Annotated in this window: 26 protein-coding genes and 7 pseudogenes; 14 read left to right on the top strand and 19 right to left on the bottom strand. The window is 48.4% G+C overall.

Features of this window, described 5'->3' with window-relative positions:
* Positions 1 to 96: 96 nt before the first annotated feature.
* Positions 97 to 1,020, top strand: coding sequence for an IS5 family transposase (locus ACQGXV_RS24650; RefSeq protein ID WP_440863495.1), 924 nt, complete (start codon positions 97 to 99; stop codon positions 1,018 to 1,020).
* A 146-nt stretch (positions 1,021 to 1,166) separates the two neighbouring features.
* On the opposite strand, the pseudogene ACQGXV_RS24655 reads toward ACQGXV_RS24650, so the two are convergent.
* The 3 genes and pseudogenes from ACQGXV_RS24655 to ACQGXV_RS24665 form a co-directional block, all read right to left on the bottom strand.
* Positions 1,167 to 1,220, bottom strand: a pseudogene (locus ACQGXV_RS24655) (hypothetical protein); the annotation flags it as partial.
* Positions 1,217 to 1,495 (bottom strand): transposase family protein, encoded by a 279-nt coding sequence (locus ACQGXV_RS24660; RefSeq protein ID WP_440863496.1) that lies wholly within the window; start codon positions 1,493 to 1,495, stop codon positions 1,217 to 1,219. The pseudogene ACQGXV_RS24655 and the gene ACQGXV_RS24660, both read right to left, overlap by 4 nt.
* Positions 1,447 to 1,785, bottom strand: coding sequence for a helix-turn-helix domain-containing protein (locus tag ACQGXV_RS24665; protein WP_440867593.1), 339 nt, complete (start codon positions 1,783 to 1,785; stop codon positions 1,447 to 1,449). Before ACQGXV_RS24665 ends, ACQGXV_RS24660 begins: the two co-directional genes overlap by 49 nt.
* 63 nt (positions 1,786 to 1,848) lie before the next feature.
* Here ACQGXV_RS24665 and ACQGXV_RS24670 point away from each other — a divergent pair, with 63 nt between their 5' ends.
* The gene (locus ACQGXV_RS24670; protein ID WP_440862551.1) at positions 1,849 to 3,060 is read left to right on the top strand and encodes an IS256 family transposase; all 1,212 of its coding nucleotides are present in this window, start codon (positions 1,849 to 1,851) and stop codon (positions 3,058 to 3,060) included.
* A gap of 27 nt (positions 3,061 to 3,087) precedes the next feature.
* Here the strand turns inward: ACQGXV_RS24670 and ACQGXV_RS24675 are convergent, their stop codons facing one another.
* Positions 3,088 to 3,276 (bottom strand): hypothetical protein, encoded by a 189-nt coding sequence (locus ACQGXV_RS24675; protein WP_440863498.1) that lies wholly within the window; start codon positions 3,274 to 3,276, stop codon positions 3,088 to 3,090.
* A 322-nt stretch (positions 3,277 to 3,598) separates the two neighbouring features.
* Between ACQGXV_RS24675 and ACQGXV_RS24680 the strand changes: the two genes are divergently transcribed.
* The 4 genes from ACQGXV_RS24680 to ACQGXV_RS24695 are packed head-to-tail and all read left to right on the top strand — an operon-like array spanning position 3,599 to position 5,952.
* Positions 3,599 to 3,961, top strand: a complete 363-nt coding sequence (locus tag ACQGXV_RS24680) for an ArsC family reductase (protein ID WP_440863499.1) — start codon at positions 3,599 to 3,601, stop codon at positions 3,959 to 3,961.
* Between the two features lies 1 nt (position 3,962).
* On the top strand, positions 3,963 to 5,090 hold the full coding sequence (gene dapE, locus ACQGXV_RS24685) for a succinyl-diaminopimelate desuccinylase (protein WP_440863500.1): 1,128 nt from the start codon (positions 3,963 to 3,965) through the stop codon (positions 5,088 to 5,090).
* Positions 5,087 to 5,761, top strand: coding sequence for a M15 family metallopeptidase (locus ACQGXV_RS24690; protein ID WP_440863501.1), 675 nt, complete (start codon positions 5,087 to 5,089; stop codon positions 5,759 to 5,761). Before dapE ends, ACQGXV_RS24690 begins: the two co-directional genes overlap by 4 nt.
* A gap of 2 nt (positions 5,762 to 5,763) precedes the next feature.
* A complete protein-coding gene (locus ACQGXV_RS24695; protein WP_440863502.1) occupies positions 5,764 to 5,952 on the top strand; it encodes a YpfN family protein in 189 nt (62 codons plus the stop codon).
* A 49-nt stretch (positions 5,953 to 6,001) separates the two neighbouring features.
* Here ACQGXV_RS24695 and ACQGXV_RS24700 read toward each other — a convergent pair whose 3' ends face one another.
* Complete coding sequence (locus ACQGXV_RS24700; RefSeq protein WP_440863503.1) at positions 6,002 to 6,247, bottom strand: LysR substrate-binding domain-containing protein; 246 nt, start codon at positions 6,245 to 6,247, stop codon at positions 6,002 to 6,004.
* The gene (locus ACQGXV_RS24705) at positions 6,248 to 6,907 is read right to left on the bottom strand and encodes a LysR family transcriptional regulator (protein WP_440863504.1); all 660 of its coding nucleotides are present in this window, start codon (positions 6,905 to 6,907) and stop codon (positions 6,248 to 6,250) included. It abuts the gene before it with no gap.
* A 611-nt stretch (positions 6,908 to 7,518) separates the two neighbouring features.
* Here ACQGXV_RS24705 and ACQGXV_RS24710 point away from each other — a divergent pair.
* Positions 7,519 to 7,686 (top strand): annotated as a pseudogene (locus ACQGXV_RS24710) (transposase); the annotation flags it as partial.
* A 71-nt stretch (positions 7,687 to 7,757) separates the two neighbouring features.
* Here ACQGXV_RS24710 and ACQGXV_RS24715 read toward each other — a convergent pair.
* From ACQGXV_RS24715 to ACQGXV_RS24735, 5 genes are all read right to left on the bottom strand, one after another.
* Positions 7,758 to 8,018: an acyclic terpene utilization AtuA family protein gene (locus ACQGXV_RS24715; RefSeq protein WP_440867594.1), complete on the bottom strand. Its 261-nt coding sequence runs from the start codon at positions 8,016 to 8,018 to the stop codon at positions 7,758 to 7,760.
* A 48-nt stretch (positions 8,019 to 8,066) separates the two neighbouring features.
* Entirely contained in the window at positions 8,067 to 8,624 is a 558-nt protein-coding gene (locus tag ACQGXV_RS24720) for an IS630 family transposase (RefSeq protein WP_440867452.1), read from the bottom strand.
* On the bottom strand, positions 8,548 to 8,913 hold the full coding sequence (locus tag ACQGXV_RS24725) for an IS630 transposase-related protein (protein ID WP_440862584.1): 366 nt from the start codon (positions 8,911 to 8,913) through the stop codon (positions 8,548 to 8,550). Before ACQGXV_RS24725 ends, ACQGXV_RS24720 begins: the two co-directional genes overlap by 77 nt.
* Before the next feature lie 28 nt (positions 8,914 to 8,941).
* Positions 8,942 to 9,118, bottom strand: coding sequence for an acyclic terpene utilization AtuA family protein (locus ACQGXV_RS24730; protein WP_440863505.1), 177 nt, complete (start codon positions 9,116 to 9,118; stop codon positions 8,942 to 8,944).
* A 108-nt stretch (positions 9,119 to 9,226) separates the two neighbouring features.
* Positions 9,227 to 10,126, bottom strand: coding sequence for a transposase family protein (locus ACQGXV_RS24735; RefSeq protein WP_440862939.1), 900 nt, complete (start codon positions 10,124 to 10,126; stop codon positions 9,227 to 9,229).
* Positions 10,127 to 10,220: 94 nt separating this feature from the next.
* Between ACQGXV_RS24735 and ACQGXV_RS24740 the strand changes: the two are divergent.
* Positions 10,221 to 11,162 (top strand): annotated as a pseudogene (locus ACQGXV_RS24740) (IS30 family transposase); the annotation flags it as partial.
* Here ACQGXV_RS24740 and ACQGXV_RS24745 read toward each other — a convergent pair.
* Positions 11,148 to 11,447 (bottom strand): acyclic terpene utilization AtuA family protein, encoded by a 300-nt coding sequence (locus ACQGXV_RS24745; RefSeq protein WP_440863506.1) that lies wholly within the window; start codon positions 11,445 to 11,447, stop codon positions 11,148 to 11,150. The pseudogene ACQGXV_RS24740 and the gene ACQGXV_RS24745 sit on opposite strands and share 15 nt — an antisense overlap.
* An 86-nt stretch (positions 11,448 to 11,533) precedes the next feature.
* Here ACQGXV_RS24745 and ACQGXV_RS24750 point away from each other — a divergent pair, with 86 nt between their 5' ends.
* Together ACQGXV_RS24750 and ACQGXV_RS24755 are read left to right on the top strand one after the other, a co-directional pair.
* Positions 11,534 to 11,758, top strand: a complete 225-nt coding sequence (locus ACQGXV_RS24750; protein ID WP_440863508.1) for a hypothetical protein — start codon at positions 11,534 to 11,536, stop codon at positions 11,756 to 11,758.
* 263 nt (positions 11,759 to 12,021) lie between these two features.
* Positions 12,022 to 12,945 (top strand): annotated as a pseudogene (locus tag ACQGXV_RS24755) (IS5 family transposase).
* A 203-nt stretch (positions 12,946 to 13,148) separates the two neighbouring features.
* Here ACQGXV_RS24755 and ACQGXV_RS24760 read toward each other — a convergent pair.
* From ACQGXV_RS24760 to ACQGXV_RS24775, 4 genes are all read right to left on the bottom strand, one after another.
* The gene (locus ACQGXV_RS24760) at positions 13,149 to 14,360 is read right to left on the bottom strand and encodes an IS256 family transposase (RefSeq protein WP_440862551.1); all 1,212 of its coding nucleotides are present in this window, start codon (positions 14,358 to 14,360) and stop codon (positions 13,149 to 13,151) included.
* Between the two features lie 68 nt (positions 14,361 to 14,428).
* The gene (locus ACQGXV_RS24765; RefSeq protein WP_440867595.1) at positions 14,429 to 14,962 is read right to left on the bottom strand and encodes an IS630 family transposase; all 534 of its coding nucleotides are present in this window, start codon (positions 14,960 to 14,962) and stop codon (positions 14,429 to 14,431) included.
* Positions 14,886 to 15,131: an IS630 transposase-related protein gene (locus ACQGXV_RS24770; RefSeq protein WP_440867596.1), complete on the bottom strand. Its 246-nt coding sequence runs from the start codon at positions 15,129 to 15,131 to the stop codon at positions 14,886 to 14,888. Before ACQGXV_RS24770 ends, ACQGXV_RS24765 begins: the two co-directional genes overlap by 77 nt.
* Before the next feature lie 162 nt (positions 15,132 to 15,293).
* On the bottom strand, positions 15,294 to 15,449 hold the full coding sequence (locus ACQGXV_RS24775; protein ID WP_440863510.1) for a helix-turn-helix domain-containing protein: 156 nt from the start codon (positions 15,447 to 15,449) through the stop codon (positions 15,294 to 15,296).
* Between the two features lie 58 nt (positions 15,450 to 15,507).
* Here ACQGXV_RS24775 and ACQGXV_RS24780 point away from each other — a divergent pair, with 58 nt between their 5' ends.
* The 3 genes and pseudogenes from ACQGXV_RS24780 to tnpA all read left to right on the top strand — a co-directional run.
* Positions 15,508 to 15,780 (top strand): acyclic terpene utilization AtuA family protein, encoded by a 273-nt coding sequence (locus ACQGXV_RS24780; protein ID WP_440863511.1) that lies wholly within the window; start codon positions 15,508 to 15,510, stop codon positions 15,778 to 15,780.
* Entirely contained in the window at positions 15,780 to 16,079 is a 300-nt protein-coding gene (locus tag ACQGXV_RS24785; protein WP_440863512.1) for an AtuA-related protein, read from the top strand. The genes ACQGXV_RS24780 and ACQGXV_RS24785 overlap by 1 nt, the downstream gene beginning before the upstream one ends.
* Positions 16,080 to 16,368: 289 nt before the next feature.
* Positions 16,369 to 16,842: pseudogene (gene tnpA, locus ACQGXV_RS24790) on the top strand (IS66-like element accessory protein TnpA); the annotation flags it as partial.
* A 33-nt stretch (positions 16,843 to 16,875) separates the two neighbouring features.
* Here tnpA and ACQGXV_RS24795 read toward each other — a convergent pair.
* Together ACQGXV_RS24795 and ACQGXV_RS24800 are read right to left on the bottom strand one after the other, a co-directional pair.
* Positions 16,876 to 17,718: pseudogene (locus ACQGXV_RS24795) on the bottom strand (IS3 family transposase); the annotation flags it as partial.
* 192 nt (positions 17,719 to 17,910) lie between these two features.
* Positions 17,911 to 18,239, bottom strand: a pseudogene (locus ACQGXV_RS24800) (transposase); the annotation flags it as partial.
* A gap of 55 nt (positions 18,240 to 18,294) precedes the next feature.
* Between ACQGXV_RS24800 and ACQGXV_RS24805 the strand changes: the two are divergent.
* Positions 18,295 to 18,816 carry an IS30 family transposase gene (locus ACQGXV_RS24805; RefSeq protein ID WP_440867597.1) on the top strand — a complete coding sequence of 174 codons (522 nt, stop codon included), beginning with the start codon at positions 18,295 to 18,297 and terminating at the stop codon, positions 18,814 to 18,816.
* 46 nt (positions 18,817 to 18,862) lie between these two features.
* Here the strand turns inward: ACQGXV_RS24805 and lipA are convergent, their stop codons facing one another.
* The gene (gene lipA, locus ACQGXV_RS24810) at positions 18,863 to 19,828 is read right to left on the bottom strand and encodes a lipoyl synthase (protein WP_440867598.1); all 966 of its coding nucleotides are present in this window, start codon (positions 19,826 to 19,828) and stop codon (positions 18,863 to 18,865) included.
* Positions 19,829 to 20,014: the final 186 nt, after the last annotated feature.

Consider the following 20,014-nt stretch of genomic DNA (forward strand, 5'->3'; position numbering starts at 1 on the left):
TTTTAAATCACAATTTCCTGGGCTTTGTTGAATAAATCGAACTTTCAGGGGATCGCCGGATCAAAGCACTATCATCGCTCCCGATAGCAGCTCCCCATGGCAAAGCAAAAGTTTAAAATCACCAACTGGCCCACCTACAACAAAGCACTCAGACAACGCGGCTCCCTGACGGTCTGGCTTGATGAGTCGGCCATCGCTGCATGGACTGACAGTTCTTCGCCTGAAGGTCGTGGTCGGCCGCTTTACTACACCGATATGGCTGTTACCACGGTTTTGATGATAAAGCGCGTGTTTAACCTGTCGCTCCGGGCATTACAGGGCTTTGCCGACTCGGTTTTTACACTGATGAGCCTGCCACTGCGCTGCCCGGACTACTCTCTGGTCAGTCGGCGGGCAAAAACCGTCAGTATCAGCATAAAAACGCCAACGCGTGGTGAAATCTCGCATCTGGTCATCGACAGTACCGGTCTGAAGGTCTTTGGCGAAGGTGAATGGAAAGTCAGGCAGCATGGGGCTGACAGACGAAGAGTGTGGCGCAAGCTTCATCTGGCAGCAGACAGTGCGACGCATGAGATTATCTGTGCCGACTTATCGCTCAGCGGAACGACAGATGCGCAGGCACTGCCGGGCCTGATTAGCCAAACCCACCGAAAAATCAGGGAAGTGTCAGCAGACGGTGCTTATGACGCCCGTTACTGCCACGATGCGTTGCTAAGAAAGAAAATCAGGCCCCTTATCCCGCCGCGAAGCGGAGCCAAATACTGGCCGGACAAGTACCATGAACGTAACCATGCGGTGGCGAATCAGCGTCTGAGCGGGAGTAATGATATGTGGAAAAAGAAAGTGGGTTATCACCGGCGTTCAGTGGCAGAAACAGCGATGTTCCGCATAAAAACTTTGCTGGGTGGCCATCTGAGCCTGCGTGACTATGAGGCTCGACTAGGTGAAGCCATAGCGATGGTCAAAGCGCTGAACCGTATGACGTTGTTGGGTATGCCACACAGCGTCAGGATAGGATAACAGTTGTAGCAGAGGGAGTCATCCTGTCGGCTAATTCTGATTTATTCAACAAAGCCATGGAAATTCCAAAGACCGGCGCTAAGGAGTAAGAAGGTATCATCAATAAAGGGTCTACGATTCCGTAAAATTTGGGTCATGCAACCGAGGCGCTTGATACCCGCGATGGCGTCTTCAACTGTAATACGGATGCCCGAGATTATTTTATTTTCTTGTTTTTGTTCAGGCGATAAAGGTCTTTTTCGAGTTCCCTTTTTGGGATTTGTGTATTAGGATGCTGTTTATCTATACCTTGAAAACCGGTATCTGCCCAGATGGTTACCTCAGGAGAAATATGGCGAATTATATCGACTTTATCGAGTAAGCGTTTATCGTGACGGCGCCCATTTTTGCTCATGGGGATAAATCCAATTTGCCTTGTTTCGTCAGTCATAATAAGCCCTTTTCGAGTGGTCTGTCTTTTCTTTCCCGAATACATTTTTTTCGCCGACGCAGATTCTTAGGCTTTTGGACAGGTCGCTCTGTCCCATCAATAAAGACGTCTTTAACTCCAGGAAAGGCGCGAAAAAATTCCTCAGCAGAGCGAATTTGACGAGCGGGCAAAACACATTCTCGCCCCACGGTCATCTCTAAAACCGGCAATAATATTTTTACCCAGCGACATACCCGTGTTCTATCTAAACCAAAAAGAAGTCCTTGCAAATCATAGGTCGGATAACATTTTAAATACAATAAAATAAAAAGCAGTTTATCTAATGGGGTTGGGATAAAGAGACTGTAAAATAATCTGTGTAAATGGCATTTTGAGGAAAACCTTCAAAGGATAACAAAATGCCTATCAGCAACGAACTTATTGACCAACTGCTTCAAGATTGTCACTCCCCTCAGGATCTGCTGGGTGAATCAGGCCTACTCAAGGTGCTGACTAAAAGACTGGCGGAACGGGTTCTTGAAGCTGAGATGGAGATGCACCTTGGGTATGCTAAGCATGACCCGGCTGGTAATCATTCAGGCAACTCACGCAATGGCAAGACATCCAAGAGCGTACGTAGCCAAAATGGGGAGATCGAGCTCGATATTCCGCGCGACCGCAACAGTACCTTCGAGCCGACACTGATCGGTAAGCACGAAAAACAGCTTAACGGCTTCGATGACCGCATTATTTCTCTCTATTCCAGAGGGTTATCAACCCGTGATATTCAGGCACACTTTAAAGAAGTCTACGGGGTCGATGTTTCCGCTGGCTTCATTTCTCAAGTGACCAATGCTGTGATGGATGAAGTTAAGCGCTGGCAGCAACGGCCGCTGGATGCGCTTTATCCCATTGTTTACCTTGACTGTATTGTTGTCAAAAGCCAGGACGGCGGAGCCGTGGCCAACAAGTCTGTTTATCTGGCCCTCGGCGTCAACGGCCAGGGCGAAAAAGAGCTGCTGGGGCTATGGATAGCCAAAACTGAGGGGGCCAAGTTCTGGTTATCTGTGATGACAGAACTGAAAAATCGTGGGCTAAAGGACATCTTCGTCGCCTGCTGCGATGGCCTGAAAGGCTTTCCTGATGCCATTGAAGCTGTTTACCCGCATACGCGGGTACAGCTCTGCATTGTGCATCAGGTGCGGAACTCGCTGCGCTACGTCGGCTGGAAAGAGCGTAAGGCCGTTGCTGCTGACCTGCGCACCATCTATAGTTCCGCAACGCTAGAGGGCGCTGAAGAGGCCCTGGATGCCTTCGCGGCCAAATGGGATGAACAGTTCCCGACGATCAGCCCGTCGTGGAGAAATAATTGGGAACGTCTCATCGTCATTTTTGACTTTCCGCCGGAGATCCGCAAGGTTATCTACACCACCAACGCGATAGAGTCGTTAAATGCTTCATTGCGCAAGATAACGAAAACGCGACGAATATTTCCAACGGATGACTCGGTGATAAAATTACTCTATCTAGCCTTGCATAATATCTCTGCTAAATGGACCTTGCCAATCAGAGACTGGAAACCTGCTATGAGCCAATTCATGTTGATGTATGGAGAACGAATCTCCGGTTAAGCAATGGAGCCATTTACACAAAATTCTTTACAGACTCGGGATAAATCCTTTCTGCCCTGCACCCATCTGTCGCTCGTGATCTTTTCGATTCTTTTTCCGATAAATCAAATAACAAGCTGAAAATTCAGCGGCTAAATTTTTCAATTCTTCGACTGATAATCCAATGATTGCTTTACATAAACGATTATCTCGTAACAACCGCTCTTTGTTGATCATTTCAAACCTTTATTCTCTAAGTTAAACCTCTTTTTATTCTCAATAGCCTGACAAAAAATGCAAGTCTCTATTCAGCAACTAGTTTAATGAAGTCTTTCCAGTGACGCACTTCTACTTCTATCATCATGTCACCCCTGGTGATTAACTGCGGCCAGTATACGCCCACTTTTTAACCAGCGAAACGTTTTCCTGTCGAATAAAAAGCGAACACGATCCCATTCTGAGCAGATTGCATCGGTGGATCTCCCGGCCATTTTTCGGCATGCTGACACCTTCACCTGCCGCCTTAATGGCCTCCCGATGAGAAAGGACTGTTATCACCATGACGCTGATGATGTACGGTATCAAAAACTGCGATACGATCAAAAAAGCACGACGCTGGCTGGAAGCGCATCAGATTGCCTATCAGTTTCATGATTACCGTGGCGATGGGTTGGAGCATGCGCAGTTAACCGCCTTTATCCGTCTTATCGGCGATTGGCAACCGTTGCTCAATACGCGCGGAACCACCTGGCGCCAGTTAAGTGACGCTGAGCGCGCCGCTGTCACCGATGCTGAAAGCGCCTGCGCCCTGCTGCTGGCGCATCCAGCCTTGATCAAACGCCCGCTACTGGTGAGCGGCGAGCGTGCCCTGTTAGGCTTCACTGCCGAAAGTTACCACGCCTTTACCGCGGAGAAAGAGTGAGATGTCCTGCCCCGTTTTAGAACTTGCACAACAATTGATTAAACGCCCATCGCTCAGCCCGCGCGATGAAGGGTGTCAGGCACTGCTGATTGAACGCCTGAAAGCGGTGGGCTTTACCATTGAAAAAATGGATTTCGGCGATACCGAAAATGTCTGGGCATGGCGCGGTGAAGGCAAAACGCTGGCGTTTGCCGGGCATACCGATGTGGTTCCGAGCGGTGATGCCAGCCGCTGGCAGCACCCACCGTTTGAACCTACCCTGCGCGATGGCTTTTTGTATGGGCGCGGCGCGGCAGACATGAAAGGGTCAGTTGCCGCCATGGTGGTGGCCGCCGAGCGATTTGTACAGGCTAATCCCCATCATCAGGGCCGCCTGGCGTTTTTGATCACCTCAGATGAAGAAGCCAGTGCGGTAAACGGCACGGTGAAGGTGGTTGAGGCGTTAATGGCACGTAATGAGCGTCTGGATTACTGTCTGGTGGGTGAACCCTCCAGCACCACCAAACTGGGCGACGTGTTAAAAAACGGGCGTCGTGGCTCTATCACTGCCAATCTGACCGTACACGGGGTTCAGGGCCACGTGGCCTATCCGCATCTGGCCGACAACCCGGTGCATCGCGCTATGGAAGCCCTGAATGAGCTGGTCAGCACCGAATGGGATCAGGGTAATGCCTTCTTCCCCCCCACCAGCATGCAAATTGCCAACATTAATGCGGGCACTGGCAGCAATAACGTGATCCCCGGCGAGCTGTTTGTGCAGTTTAATTTCCGCTTTAGCACGGAGTTGACGGACGACATGATTAAAGCGCGCGTCGCCGCCCTGCTGGATCGCCACCAGCTTAACTACACGCTGAACTGGAACCTCTCCGGCCAACCCTTTTTAACCCCGCCAGGGGATCTGGTCGATGCCGTGGTGACCTCCGTTGAGCATTACAGCGAAATCACCCCGGAGTTGCTGACCAATGGTGGCACGTCGGATGGGCGCTTTATCGCGCAGATGGGCGCACAGGTGGTAGAGCTTGGCCCGGTAAACGCCACCATCCACAAAGTGGACGAGTGCGTCAGCGCCGCCGACCTGCAATTACTGAGCCGCATTTATCAACGCATTATGGAGCAGCTCATCGCATGATGACGCACGCCATGCTCACGGGGAAAACCCGTGAGCACCTTGTCCCGCTCGGTGAGACACACAGCCTGCAACCGGCCGCTCTCACCGCCTTTACTGGCTTACAGCAGGCGGCTGCGCGCGATGGCTTTCAGCTACAGCCCGCCAGCACCTTTCGTGACTTTGCCCGCCAGCGCCACATCTGGAATCAAAAATTCAACAGCGAGCGCCCGTTGCTGGATAAAAACAGCCAGCCGCTGGTGGCAACAGCGCTTTCTGTGGCGGAACGCTGTGCCGCGATATTGCGCTGGTCGGCCCTGCCGGGCGCCAGCCGCCATCACTGGGGCACTGAGCTTGATATCTACGATCCGTCACGCCTGCCTCAGGGGACCCGTCTGCAACTGGAGCCGTGGGAATATCAGGCGGACGGTTATTTTGCTGAACTGAACGACTGGCTTACTGCGCATATGGCGCAGTTCGATTTTTACCGCCCCTTTGCCCACGACCGCGGCGGCGTAGCGATAGAACTCTGGCACATCAGCTACCACCCCTTGGCCAGACCGGCGGCGCAACAGTTGACACCAGAGGTTATTCTGGAAGCCTGGCAACATGAAGATATCGCGGGAGATGCTTGGTTACGCCCGCACCTGCCTGATATTTTTTCCCGCTTTATCATGAATATTGATGAGGATTGAACATGTCGTGGCTGGCTGATTACTGGTGGGTGATTCTGATTATTCTGGTTGGCATGGTGATTAACGGCATGAAAGAACTGAGCCGCCTTGACCATAAACGCTTTCTCAAGAATAAACCGGAACTGCCGCCTTACAGAGACAACAACGCCGAGTGGGATAAAGAAGATGACTGGCCGGAGAAAAAAACCTGAAGGTTTCCTCTTCCAGCCCATGCCCTGTGGGCCGTTTTTTAACAAAGCGTCAGGATACTGAGCGCGGGGTGAAACTCTCCGCTTTTTCCAGCAGAAATTCATAGAACTCTTTGGCACATTGCGACAACTGCCGCTCTTTGTCGGTCACCAGATAGATGCCACGCTGTAGCGACAGATCGCGAAACGGCACAATCGCGATATCTTTGTGCTGAAACTGAAACAGCGTCAGGCCAGTCACAATGCTCACCCCATAGTTGGCCGCGACCAGCCCCATCATGGTGGTCAGTTGACGCACTTAAAGCACGTAGTTAAAAATGTGCGGCGCCATCAGTTGATCGGTGTACTGACGGATGCTGGTCCCCTGAGAGAAGCCCACAAAGGCGTGCTTTGCCAGTTCGGCAACGTCAACGCTTTGACGCTGTGCCAGAGGGTGATTGCGATGGCAAATCAGGAAAAACTCATCGGCAAACAGCATTCGGGAGCTGAACGTGCCCGGAGAAGGCTGACCTGCGGTTAATGCCAGATCCGCGCGCCCATCCAGAATGTCTTTTAGGCAACGATCCCACTGCGTATCCAACAGTTCAACCTTGATATCAGGATGTGCGCGATGATGCTGTGCCAGCACCTGCGGCAACCATTCCACCGCCATTGAGGGCAACACTGCCAATACAATTTTGCCTTCGTATCCGGTGGCATACGACTTAATCTCCACGACGGCATCATCATGCGACTGAATGAGTCGACGAGCAATATCAATAAAGTGAATGCCATTTCCGTTTAACTGTACCTTGCGCGTGTCACGGTCAAAAAGACGATATCCCACCTCATCTTCCAATGTCGCGATCAACGCGCTAAAGGCAGGCTGCGACAAGTTTATTTTCTGCGCTGCCCGGGTAAAGTTTTCAGTTTCCGTGAGCGCAATAAATGCCCTCAATTGTTTAATGGATAAGTTCATAACACCTCTATCTGAAATAGACCTTACACATCGGTTAAAAATTAACAAACTTTATTTCAATCAAGCGACTTATTTTGTTTTTATGATTACTGCCATAATTATTTAATCTTATTTGGTCTTCAGATAAAAGATGCAATTGCTACATTTTGAAGCAAAATCACAACACCTCACCCACGCCTATCGCAAATTATTCTTTGATACCATTTCAAAACAATCAGTTACCCATACATGGGTAATTTATGTCTATTTATTTTATCTGCAAATAGAATAAACCCATTCGGTTTTCAAATGAATCCATTGCAATTATGAGTTAGTCTGAACCAATTCCAAATGATAAAAATAGCGCAGCCAACAATATCTGTTCTGGGTTAGGCGTTGATTTTCATGTTTGTTATAAAAAAACGATAATTTTTAACATAATCGTTAAATCAGCATGCATTATCAACTGCGCACAATAATAAGTAGAGGAGTGCTGTATGTTAGCATTAATCGGGGTGCTCACCATTGCCACCCTATTATTTTTCATCATGACCAAGGCTTTGTTGAATAAATCGAACTTTCAGGGGATCGCCGGATCAAAGCACTATCATCGCTCCCGATAGCAGCTCCCCATGGCAAAGCAAAAGTTTAAAATCACCAACTGGCCCACCTACAACAAAGCACTCAGACAACGCGGCTCCCTGACGGTCTGGCTTGATGAGTCGGCCATCGCTGCATGGACTGACAGTTCTTCGCCTGAAGGTCGTGGTCGGCCGCTTTACTACACCGATATGGCTGTTATAGCCAACCGACTTAAAAATGATTACATCCTATGCCCTGATATGCGGCAAAGAAGCATAGCTGGCTGTTATCAAAATAATGTCGCTTGGCTATAGCTGTCCGGACGGTGGATTTCATACAGCATCTGCTCTTTGCAGGTGTCCACGCAAACCCGGCCGCCAGAACCGGCAACTTTGGTGATAACCGCATCGCCGTTTTCGTCAATTTCCGCGATCGGGAAGCCAAGGCGCTCCAGATGCGGAATATCCTTGAAGCCAGGATCGGCATAGTAACCACCAGTGATCTGTCCTGCGCATTCCAGCAGGTGACCAAGGCACGTGCCTTTGCCCAGGTGTTCCCAATCGTCGGCTGCCCAGTTGAATTCATATAGCCAAGCGACTTAATTTTGATTACACCATATGGACTGAGAACAAACTCTCTGTATCGCAACCCATCTCTCTTTTTTTGCTTTTTGCTTTTTGCTTTTTGCTTGTGCCCATTTATGCTCAATTGGGTTAAGATCTGGCGAATATGTAGGCAAATACTCCACCATATACCCTGCATCGATGATGACTTGTTGAATATTATGTTTTTTGTGAAAAGTGGCATTGTCCATCATGATTACACTGTTTTTAGGGAGTACTGGGATAAGGACTTGTGTAACCCAGGCATAGAAAACATCGCTGTTAATATTGATATCAAATAATCCGATAGCAAACAGCGTTGTGCCTAATAAAGCGCCGATAACATTTGTTCTTCCCCTAGCTCCCCAGTTCTTCAGGCCAAAACACCGTTGACCTTTTGGGGAATAGCCGTGAGTCCGTGGGGCATCGTGTGAAAAACCACTTTCATCAATAAAAACAATAGGTTTACCTTCTTTTTCATACTGTTGTTTTTTTTGTTGAAATCCCTGCCGGGCGTTTTCGTCGGCTTTCGGATGACGTAGAGTTTTTTTTATAGGTCAATCCCAGCTTTTTAAGCGCTTGCCAAATGGCCTTCTGACAAACGCCAAAACGCTCTGCACGTTCTTTTTGGTAAGCATCTGGATATTGTTCAACATCTTTTATCAACTCGGATTTATCGATCTTTCGCTGACGCGTGGTCGATGCTTTTGACTCTATTTGATTAATCCAACGCGATACAGAGGCAGGGCCAATCCGAAATTGCTTCGCTGTTTCTCGGATACTCAACCCTTCGTTTTTCCGTGTAGATATCACTTTACGTCTAAAATCAATTGAATAGCTCATTTAAATAATGTAATCAAAATTAAGTCGTTTAGCTATACATCATCGGTGCCAGGAACAAAGACGGGTCAGATACGCGCCCGGCGATAATGATGTCCGCACCGTCATGCAGCGCTTTGACCATGGCATCAGCGCCCATGTAGGCATTGCCCCATTCCCAGTCGAAATGCAACAAAGTGACCCACTGGCCAGAGTCGGATAAAATCACCGTTCTGGCCCTACTGGAGATCCCGTTGCATGCAGGGAAAACATCTGACTCACAAAAAGCGTGTTGCTTAATAGTGAAATAAGGGTGTTTCGGTGATTGAAGTAAATTTTATGCTGTTCTGAGATGGAAATTCCAAAGACCGGCGCTAAGGAGTAAGAAGGTATCATCAATAAAGGGTCTACGATTCCGTAAAATTTGGGTCATGCAACCGAGGCGCTTGATACCCGCGATGGCGTGTTCAACTGTAATACGGATGCCCGAGATTATTTTATTTTCTTGTTTTTGTTCAGGCGATAAAGGTCTTTTTCGAGTTCCTTTTTTTGGGATTTGTGTATTAGGATGCTGTTTATCTATACCTTGAAAACCGGTATCTGCCCAGATGGTTACCTCAGGAGGAATATGGCGAATTATATCGACTTTATCGAGTAAGCGTTTATCGTGACGGCGCCCATTTTTGCTCATGGGGATAAATCCAATTTGCCTTGTTTCGTCAGTCATAATAAGCCCTTTTCGAGTGGTCTGTCTTTTCTTTCCCGAATACATTTTTTTTCGCCGACGCAGATTCTTAGGCTTTTGGACAGGTCGCTCTGTCCCATCAATAAAGACGTCTTTAACTCCAGGAAAGGCGCGAAAAAATTCCTCAGCAGAGCGAATTTGACGAGCGGGCAAAACACATTCTCGCCCCAAGGTCATCTCTAAAACCGGCAATAATATTTTTACCCAGCGACATACCCGTGTTCTATCTAAACCAAAAAGAAGTCCTTGCAAATCATAGGTCGGATAACATTTTAAATACAATAAAATAAAAAGCAGTTTATCTAATGGGGTTGGGATAAATCCTTTCTGCCCTGCACCCATCTGCCGCTCGTGATCTTTTCGATTCTTTTTCCGATAAATCAAATAACAAGCTGAAAATTCAGCGGCTAAATTTTTCAATTCTTCGACTGATAATCCAATGATTGCTTTACATAAACGATTATCTCGTAACAACCGCTCTTTGTTGATCATTTCAAACCTTTATTCTCTAAGTTAAACCTCTTTTTATTCTCAATAGCCTGACAAAAAATGCAAGTCTCTATTCAGCAACTAGTTTAAAGAACGGTTCTACATCGAAAAGCGGCGTGGTGATGGGGTTAACCAGGCCACCATCGCCCGGGAACTGGAGCTTCCTCGTTCTACCATCAGCAGGGAACTCAGACGCAATACCGACGCCGCTTTCAACGGGGTCTATTCCTGCAGAAGGGCCGAAACGTTGGCCAGAGGGCGGCGGCAGAAAACACGGCCGGACAGCGTGATTAACCAGCTTGAACCGCACATTCAGGACTTTATCAGAACGGCGCTGTCTACCCACACCTCACCTGAGGTCATCAGTGGGCGCCTGGTCCTGGAATTTGGCCTGTCCGTCAGCAAGAACTCGCTCTATCGCTATATCCAGCAGGAGCGCCGGGCCGGCGGTGAGCTGTATCAGCAGCTCCCTCATCGGGGTAAACGGTATAACTATCAGACCGATGAGAACAAACGCGGTCCTATTCCCAACCGTGTTGGCATTGAGCAGCGGCCGGCCGTTGCTGACCTCAAGCAGGAACCCGGGCATTTCGAGATTGACACCATCTTTGGCAAAGATCAGAAATCATTCCTGCTGACGGTGGTCGATAAAGCCGTCAAGCTGGTCATCATTCGCAAACTGCCCAACAAGCGAGCAGAGACAGTGGTAGCGGCCTTCAGGGACATCGTTGCCAATACCTTCTGCGAGTTTAAAACCCTGACTGCTGACAACGGTTCTGAATTTTCCCAGCACGGGGAAATTACAAAAGTCACGGGGGCACCGGTCTACTTTGCCCGGCCATATCATTCCTGGGAACGCGGGTTGAATGAGCATACCAACGGGCTGATACGGCGTTTTTACCCGAAGGGAACGGACTTCAATTATGTCACCCATCGCAAGGTTGCAGCACTCGAACACCTGCTCAATACGCGAGGCCGAAAATCGCTGGGTTATCGTTCTCCAAATGAGGTATTTTTAACGCACTTACAGGCGGCATAATGCCCTACCGTTTTGTTGCGTTTCGACTGGGAATGGGCCATTGGCGCAAAGGATCTCTTTACCGCAGGTAGAAACTGGCTGGCCGATTTCATCCAGACGCGCATCTTGTTGAATCAATACATCGCGTACGTCATCACCGGTGACCACGGCAATTTTCAGCTGTGTGGCGCCCAGTTCTTTGGCGATCTCCAGCACGCGCTGGCCCGCTGCCGTTGGGTTGGCAGAACCCATATTGGTGATGATTTTGATACCTTTTTCCAGACAGGTTGGCAGAACCGCGTACATTAAACTAGTTGCTGAATAGAGACTTGCATTTTTTGTCAGGCTATTGAGAATAAAAAGAGGTTTAACTTAGAGAATAAAGGTTTGAAATGATCAACAAAGAGCGGTTGTTACGAGATAATCGTTTATGTAAAGCAATCATTGGATTATCAGTCGAAGAATTGAAAAATTTAGCCGCTGAATTTTCAGCTTGTTATTTGATTTATCGGAAAAAGAATCGAAAAGATCACGAGCGACAGATGGGTGCAGGGCAGAAAGGATTTATCCCAACCCCATTAGATAAACTGCTTTTTATTTTATTGTGGCTTTGTTGAATAAATCGAACTTTCAGGGGATCGCCGGATCAAAGCACTATCATCGGCTTTGTTGAATAATTTAACCGTTTGATTTACATCTTCTTTAGTTAGAATGCATTTACAGAGAATGTATTTTGTTAGAACGACAAATCAAATAGTTAGCACAATAAAAAGCATTCCGAGAGGAAAAATTAGTCGTTGAAATTTTATAATGCTTATATAAATCAGTATCTTAAATTATTCAACAAAGCCACTATCATCGCTCCCGATAGCAGCTCCCCATGGCAAAGCAAAAGTTTAAAATCACCAACTGGCCCACCTACAACAAAGCACTCAGACAACGCTGCTCCCTGACGGTCTGACTTGATGAGTCGGCCATCGCTGCATGGACTGACAGTTCTTCGCCTGAAGGTCGCGGTCGGCCGCTTTACTACACCGATATGGCTGTTACCACGGTTTTGATGATAAAGCGCGTGTTTAACCTGTCGCTCCGGGCATTACAGGGCTTTGTCGACTCGGTTTTTACACTGATGAGCCTGCCACTGCGCTGCCCGGACTACTCTCTGGTCAGTCGGCGGGCAAAAACCGTCAGTATCAGCATAAAAACGCCAACGCGTGGTGAAATCTCGCATCTGGTCATCGACAGTACCGGTCTGAAGGTCTTTGGCGAAGGTGAATGGAAAGTCAGGCAGCATGGGGCTGACAGACGAAGAGTGTGGCGCAAGCTTCATCTGGCAGCAGACAGTGCGACGCATGAGATTATCTGTGCCGACTTATCGCTCAGCGGAACGACAGATGCGCAGGCACTGCCGGGCCTGATTAACCAAACCCACCGAAAAATCAGGGAAGTGTCAGCAGACGGTGCTTATGACGCCCGTTACTGCCACGATGCGTTGCTAAGAAAGAAAATCAGGCCCCTTATCCCGCCGCGAAGCGGAGCCAAATACTGGCCGGACAAGTACCATGAACGTAACCATGCGGTGGCGAATCAGCGTCTGAGCGGGAGTAATGATATGTGGAAAAAGAAAGTGGGTTATCACCGGCGTTCAGTGGCAGAAACAGCGATGTTCCGCATAAAAACTTTGCTGGGTGGCCATCTGAGCCTGCGTGACTATGAGGCTCAAGTAGGTGAAGCCATAGCGATGGTCAAAGCGCTGAACCGTATGACGTTGTTGGGTATGCCACACAGCGTCAGGATAGGATAACAGGTGTAGCAGAGGGAGTCATCCTGTCGGCTAATTCTGATTTATTCAACAAAGCCGCTCATCAGTGTAAAAACCGAGTCGACAAAGCCCTGTAATGCCCGGAGCGACAGGTTAAACACGCGCTTTATCATCAAAACCGTGGTATAGCCAAGCGACTTAATTTTGAGAGTCTGTAAAGAATTTTGTGTAAATGGCTCCATTGCTTAACCGGAGATTCGTTCTCCATACATCAACATGAATTGGCTCATAGCAGGTTTCCAGTCTCTGATTGGCAAGGTCCATTTAGCAGAGATATTATGCAAGGCTAGATAGAGTAATTTTATCACCGAGTCATCCGTTGGAAATATTCGTCGCGTTTTCGTTATCTTGCGCAATGAAGCATTTAACGACTCTATCGCGTTGGTGGTGTAGATAACCTTGCGGATCTCCGGCGGAAAGTCAAAAATGACGATGAGACGTTCCCAATTATTTCTCCACGACGGGCTGATCGTCGGGAACTGTTCATCCCATTTGGCCGCGAAGGCATCCAGGGCCTCTTCAGCGCCCTCTAGCGTTGCGGAACTATAGATGGTGCGCAGGTCAGCAGCAACGGCCTTACGCTCTTTCCAGCCGACGTAGCGCAGCGAGTTCCGCACCTGATGCACAATGCAGAGCTGTACCCGCGTATGCGGGTAAACAGCTTCAATGGCATCAGGAAAGCCTTTCAGGCCATCGCAGCAGGCGACGAAGATGTCCTTTAGCCCACGATTTTTCAGTTCTGTCATCACAGATAACCAGAACTTGGCCCCCTCAGTTTTGGCTATCCATAGCCCCAGCAGCTCTTTTTCGCCCTGGCCGTTGACGCCGAGGGCCAGATAAACAGACTTGTTGGCCACGGCTCCGCCGTCCTGGCTTTTGACAACAATACAGTCAAGGTAAACAATGGGATAAAGCGCATCCAGCGGCCGTTGCTGCCAGCGCTTAACTTCATCCATCACAGCATTGGTCACTTGAGAAATGAAGCCAGCGGAAACATCGACCCCGTAGACTTCTTTAAAGTGTGCCTGAATATCACGGGTTGATAACCCTCTGGAATAGAGAGAAATAATGCGGTCATCGAAGCCGTTAAGCTGTTTTTCGTGCTTACCGATCAGTGTCGGCTCGAAGGTACTGTTGCGGTCGCGCGGAATATCGAGCTCGATCTCCCCATTTTGGCTACGTACGCTCTTGGATGTCTTGCCATTGCGTGAGTTGCCTGAATGATTACCAGCCGGGTCATGCTTAGCATACCCAAGGTGCATCTCCATCTCAGCTTCAAGAACCCGTTCCGCCAGTCTTTTAGTCAGCACCTTGAGTAGGCCTGATTCACCCAGCAGATCCTGAGGGGAGTGACAATCTTGAAGCAGTTGGTCAATAAGTTCGTTGCTGATAGGCATTTTGTTATCCTTTGAAGGTTTTCCTCAAAATGCCATTTACACAGATTATTTTACAGTCTCAATTTTGATTACACCATATGGACTGAGAACAAACTCTCTGTATCGCAACCCATCTCTCTTTTTTTGCTTTTTGCTTGTGCCCATTTATGCTCAATTGGGTTAAGATCTGGCGAATATGTAGGCAAATACTCCACCATATACCCTGCATCGATGATGACTTGTTGAATATTATGTTTTTTGTGAAAAGTGGCATTGTCCATCATGATTACACTGTTTTTAGGGAGTACTGGGATAAGGACTTGTGTGACCCAGGCATAGAAAACATCGCTGTTAATATTGATATCAAATAATCCGATAGCAAACAGCGTTGTGCCTAATAAAGCGCCGATAACATTTGTTCTTCCCCTAGTTCCCCAGTTCTTCAGGCCAAAACACCGTTGACCTTTTGGGGAATAGCCGTGAGTCCGTGCGGCATCGTGTGAAAAACCACTTTCATAAATAAAAACAATAGGTTTACCTTCTTTTTCATACTGTTGTTTTTTTTGTTGAAATCCCTGCCGGGCGTTTTCGTCGGCTTTCGGATGACGTAGAGTTTTTTTTATAGGTCAATCCCAGCTTTTTAAGCGCTTGCCAAATGGCCTTCTGACAAACGCCAAAACGCTCTGCACGTTCTTTTTGGTAAGCATCTGGATATTGTTCAACATCTTTTATCAACTCGGATTTATCGATCTTTCGCTGACGCGTGGTCGATGCTTGGCTTTGTTGAATAATTTAAGATACTGATTTATATAAGCATTATAAAATTTCAACGACTAATTTTTCCTCTCGGAATGCTTTTTATTGTGCTAACTATTTGATTTGTCGTTCTAACAAAATACATTCTCTGTAAATGCATTCTAACTAAAGAAGATGTAAATCAAACGGTTAAATTATTCAACAAAGCCTCGATGCTTTTGACTCTATTTGATTAATCCAACGCGATACAGAGGCAGGGCCAATCCGAAATTGCTTCGCTGTTTCTCGGATACTCAACCCTTCGTTTTTCCGTGTAGATATCACTTTACGTCTAAAATCAATTGAATAGCTCATTTAAATAATGTAATCAAAATTAAGTCGTTTAGCTATATGCGGTTTCGCACCGTCAGAAGTGCGTTTCGATTTGATTGGCGTAGACGCGCTGCACGGCGCAGAACGTTCTCAACGCAGCGAGCCTTATGAAGTGCGCGCACGCGTGGCCGCTCGCTGTGCCACTCGCGCACAGGCAGTGAAAGTGGGCAACGAAGTGGAAACGCTGTACACCAACGGCCCTGCGGGTGGCGGTGGCGTCAATAAAGGCGTTAAAGAGATTCTGGCCATGGATTCCACCCTGCTGGCGCGCGCTTTCGTTACCCCAGCGGTTAACTACCTGGAGATCAAATAATGAAACTACGTGAAATCGCCCACTCCCGCACTGGTGACAAAGGCAATACGTCGAATATCTCGCTGATTGCTTATCGTGCGGAATATTTTGAGAAAATCAAAACGGCCGTTACTGCGGAAAAAGTTAAAGCCTGGTTTGCCGATATCGTTACCGGTGACGTCGTTCGCTACGAACTGCCCGCCATTGGCGCGCTGAACTTTGTCATATATGGCGCACTGGGTGGCGGTGTTACCCGCTCACTGGCGCTGGATATGCACGGCAAAGGGCTGAGTGCAGCCATTCTGGATATGGATATCTAAGCGATTGCCACGGGTTCGCCCGTGGCACAGTTAAAAAGAGTATGCCCTAAATAATTAGAGTTACAGCAAGACGGCAAGAGAAGGAGTCCCGATGAGCTTACTCAGGTAAGTGATTCAGGTGAGCGAACGCAGCCAACACACCTGTAACGTGAAGTATGACGGGTATATTGGGGCAACGACTATTGCCCCAATATACCACCCGATTGTAAGCGTCTCATCTGAACCGTCTGTCCTGTGACCGTCCGTTCCGGGAAAATAGTGTCCATCATTTTTTAATGGACACTATCCCATGAAACACCGGACATGGATCCTTGAAGCACTCCGCCTCCATTTTGATGAAAAGCTGCCGCGTATTGAGGCAGGCAGACGGCTCGGCATTCCCAAAACCACAGTATGTGAGCTGTTCGCTCGCTTCAGTAAGGCCGGGCTGCCCTGGCCCCTGCCGGCCAGGATCAGCGCCCGGAGTCTGGAGAAGCGTCTTTACCGGCCGGCATCACGTAAAGCCGCCGTTCTGCCCGCAGCACCGGAGCCGGCTGAGACACCCGCACCCCGCAGTCGGCCACGTCGCCCCAACTTCCCCCGTGACTTCAAAATATCCCTGGTGGAGCAGTCGATGCAGCCCGGCGTCAGCGTGGCACAGCTGGCCCGCGAAAATAACATCAATGACAACCTGCTGTTCAACTGGCGGCGTCTTTATCAGCAGGGGCTGCTCGCTGCACCATCAGGCGCTCCGGCGATGCTGCCGGTCACGCTCACTGCAGAAGGTGGCTGTCACCCTTTGCCCCCTGTGTAGTGGTCAACTAAATTTGGCCACCCTACCTGACTGTTGATGGAACAGCCGTTCTGATTCATTTGGTGTTAACCCACCGTTATACCAGTGAGGTCTGACATCGCTATAATAATGGGTTATGTAGCGAATAATGGATGATTGAGCAGTACTAAAGCTTTGGTAGCCAGTCGTTGGCACCCATTCAGTCTTCAGACTACGGAAGAATCGCTCCATCGGACTATTATCCCAACAATTTCCTCTGCGACTCATACTTTGGGTCATCTGATAACGCCACAATGCCTGCCTATGCTGACGACTGGTGTAATGGCTTCCTTGGTCACTATGAAACATGACTTGTTTGGGATGCCCACGCAGTTCCCAAGCCATTTGTAGTGCTTTGGCTGTTAATTCTGAATCTGGCGAAAACGACATTGCCCAACCCACGGGTTTTCGGGCAAATAAATCTAATACCACCGCCAGATACGCCCATCGGGCGCCTGTCCAAATATAGGTTACACCGCCGCACCAAACCTGGTCAGGCTTGGTAACAGCGAACTGCCTATTGAGCAGATTTGGAATATCAATACGTTCATTTCCACCGCGGTTGTATTGATGTTTTCTTGTTTGGCAACTAACGAGGGTTAATTCTTTCATCAACTTACCCGCTAACCACCGCCCAAGTTTCACGTCGTGTGTATTGGTAACCATCGTGGCGATAGTCCTTGCGCCCGCAGACCCGCCACTAACGTTCCACGCTTCGCTGACCAGGCTACGTTTTATCGTCCGCTCAATATCTGGCTCCTTAGGTCGACACCAATAGCGATAACTGCTTCGGTGAACATTAAAAATACGACACAACGCTTTCACGGCTTTGTTGAATAATTTAAGATACTAATTTATATAAGCATTATAAAATTTCAACGACTAATTTTTCCTCTCGGAATGCTTTTTATTGTGCTAACTATTTGATTTGTCGTTCTAACAAAATACATTCTCTGTAAATGCATTCTAACTAAAGAAGATGTAAATCAAACGGTTAAATTATTCAACAAAGCCCGCTTTCACTGGATAAAGCGCTCTTAGCTTTTCAACTACCGAGAATTTTTCAGTGAGTAGGACATTAAGAGCGCAGTAGCCTTTTTTAAGATGGAATTCTCCATTTCCAGTCGGTGGATTTTTTTCTTCATTTCTCTGAACTCAATTTGTTCAGGTGTTAATGGCAGACCAGGCGATGTTTTCCCTTGACGTTCTAAACGAAGGGCTCTTACCCACCGGCTAATCGCTGAAAGACTGACGTTCATGGCTTTCGCGGCTTCCTGGTAGGTATAATTTTGGTCAAGGACTAATTTGGCGGTTTCACATTTAAATTCAGCAGTAATTATTTTACTCATTTTGGCACCTATAAAAATTATGAGGTAAGCATATCACCTCTACTTAGGTGGCCAAATTCAGTATGCCACTACAGTTGGCATTGAGCAGCGGCCGGCCGTTGCTGACCTCAAACAGGAACCCGGGCATTTCGAGATTGACACCATCTTTGGCAAAGATCAGAAATCATTCCTGCTGACGGTGGTCGATAAAGCCGTCAAGCTGGTCATCATTCGCAAACTGCCCAACAAGCGAGCAGAGACAGTGGTAGCGGCCTTCAGGGACATCGTTGCCAATACCTTCTGCGAGTTTAAAACCCTGACTGCTGACAACGGTTCTGAATTTTCCCAGCACGGGGAAATTACAAAAGTCACGGGGGCACCGGTCTACTTTGCCCGGCCATATCATTCCTGGGAACGCGGGTTGAATGAGCATACCAACGGGCTGATATGGCGTTTTTACCCGAAGGGAACGGACTTCAATTATGTCACCCATCGCAAGGTTGCAGCACTCGAACACCTGCTCAATACGCGAGGCCGAAAATCGCTGGATTATCGTTCTCCAAATGAGGTATTTTTAACGCACTTACAGGCGGCATAATGCCCTACCGTTTTGTTGCGTTTCGACTGGGAATGGGGCGAGGCGCTTACTTGACCTCAATGCCTTTTGCTTGCAGATCGGCGTGATACGACGAACGCACAAACGGGCCGCAGGCTGCGTGGGTAAAGCCCATCGCCATCGCTTCGGCTTTCATCTCGTCAAACTCTTCCGGGCTCACATAACGTTTCACCGGCAGGTGATGACGGCTCGGCTGCAAATATTGCCCTAACGTCAACATGGTGACGCCGTGGCGGCGCAGGTCACGCATTACTTCAACGATCTCTGCGTTTGTTTCCCCCAGCCCAACCATCAGGCCGGATTTGGTCTGGATTTCAGGATGCATGGCTTTGAAGTTCTCAAGCAGCTTCAATGACCACTCGTAGTTAGCACCAGGACGCACCTGACGGTAGAGGCGCGGTACGTTTTCCAGATTGTGGTTGAACACGTCCGGCGGCGTCACGTTCAGGATATCCAACGCTTTATCCATACGGCCGCGGAAGTCGGGCACCAGCGTCTCAATGCGAATATGCGGATTTTTACGGCGAATAGCGGCGATGCAGTCAGCGAAGTGCTGTGCGCCGCCGTCGCGCAGGTCATCCCGGTCAACGGAGGTGATAACCACGTAGCGCAACCCCATGTCATGGATAGTTTGCGCCAGTTTCTCAGGCTCATTGGCATCGGGAGTCACCGGGCGGCCGTGTGCCACGTCGCAGAACGGGCAACGGCGGGTACAAATGGCACCCAGAATCATAAAGGTTGCCGTGCGGTGGTTGAAACATTCGGCCAGATTCGGGCAGGAGGCCTCTTCACAGACGGAATGCAGGCCGTTTTTGCGCATGGCCTCCTTGATGCCCTGAATACGGCTGGAATCGGCAGGTAACTTGATTTTCATCCATTCAGGTTTACGCAGTAGCTCCTGCCGCTCAGTGACGACGGTGCGTACCGGGATGAGTGCCATTTTGTCTGCATCGCGGTATTTAACGCCGCGTTCCATCTGAATCGGTTTACTCATGATAGCCAGGTTCCAGTTCTGAATCACAGGTTGAATCATGATTTAAAATCTATGATTCAATGGATTATGTTTCCAATTAAACTTTTTTTTAAAAACTATAAAAAATTATACCATCATTGCTGTCTGACATTCAGCCTTTACGTCGCACAAATGCATAAATAATGTAAACGGAATGTGATTTGGCGC

Origin of the sequence: Symbiopectobacterium purcellii (assembly GCF_052050035.1) — a bacterium.
In the GTDB taxonomy this organism is placed as follows: Bacteria; Pseudomonadota; Gammaproteobacteria; order Enterobacterales; family Enterobacteriaceae; genus Symbiopectobacterium; species Symbiopectobacterium purcellii_A.